1 protein-coding gene is annotated in these 278 nt (G+C 75.2%); it reads left to right on the top strand.

The features are described 5' to 3' along the window. Positions 1-47: 47 nt before the first annotated feature. Positions 48-278, top strand: a 231-nt coding sequence (locus tag R0J87_RS19860; RefSeq protein ID WP_498888405.1) for a hypothetical protein, incomplete at its 3' end; no start/stop codon positions are given.

The raw sequence follows: 278 nt of genomic DNA, 5'->3' as shown, positions 1-278 counted from the left end.
CCCGGAGCGCCTTTCCGTTCCCCCGTGACGCCACCGGAGGCCGCGCGATGCCCGATCAGGTGACCGGTACGCCGCTCCTCGACCAGCTCGCCGAGGCGATGCCGATCGCCTTCGGCCGGTTCGATCCGGCCGCCAAGCCCACCGGCCTCGTCGTCGTCGACGAGGTCAACGGCTTCGCCACGCCGGGCGCCGGCAACCTCGCCCCGCCGGCCCCCGACGACCAGGTCGCCGGCATGGTGGCCGAGACCGACCGCCTCGCCCGACGCTTCGAGGCCGAG

The sequence above is a fragment of the Halomonas sp. SIMBA_159 genome (assembly GCF_046536035.1).
Taxonomy (GTDB): Bacteria; Pseudomonadota; Gammaproteobacteria; order Pseudomonadales; family Halomonadaceae; genus Vreelandella; species Vreelandella venusta_A.
Note: the sequence above shows the minus strand (reverse complement) of the source record. Positions and strands in the feature narration are given on the sequence as shown.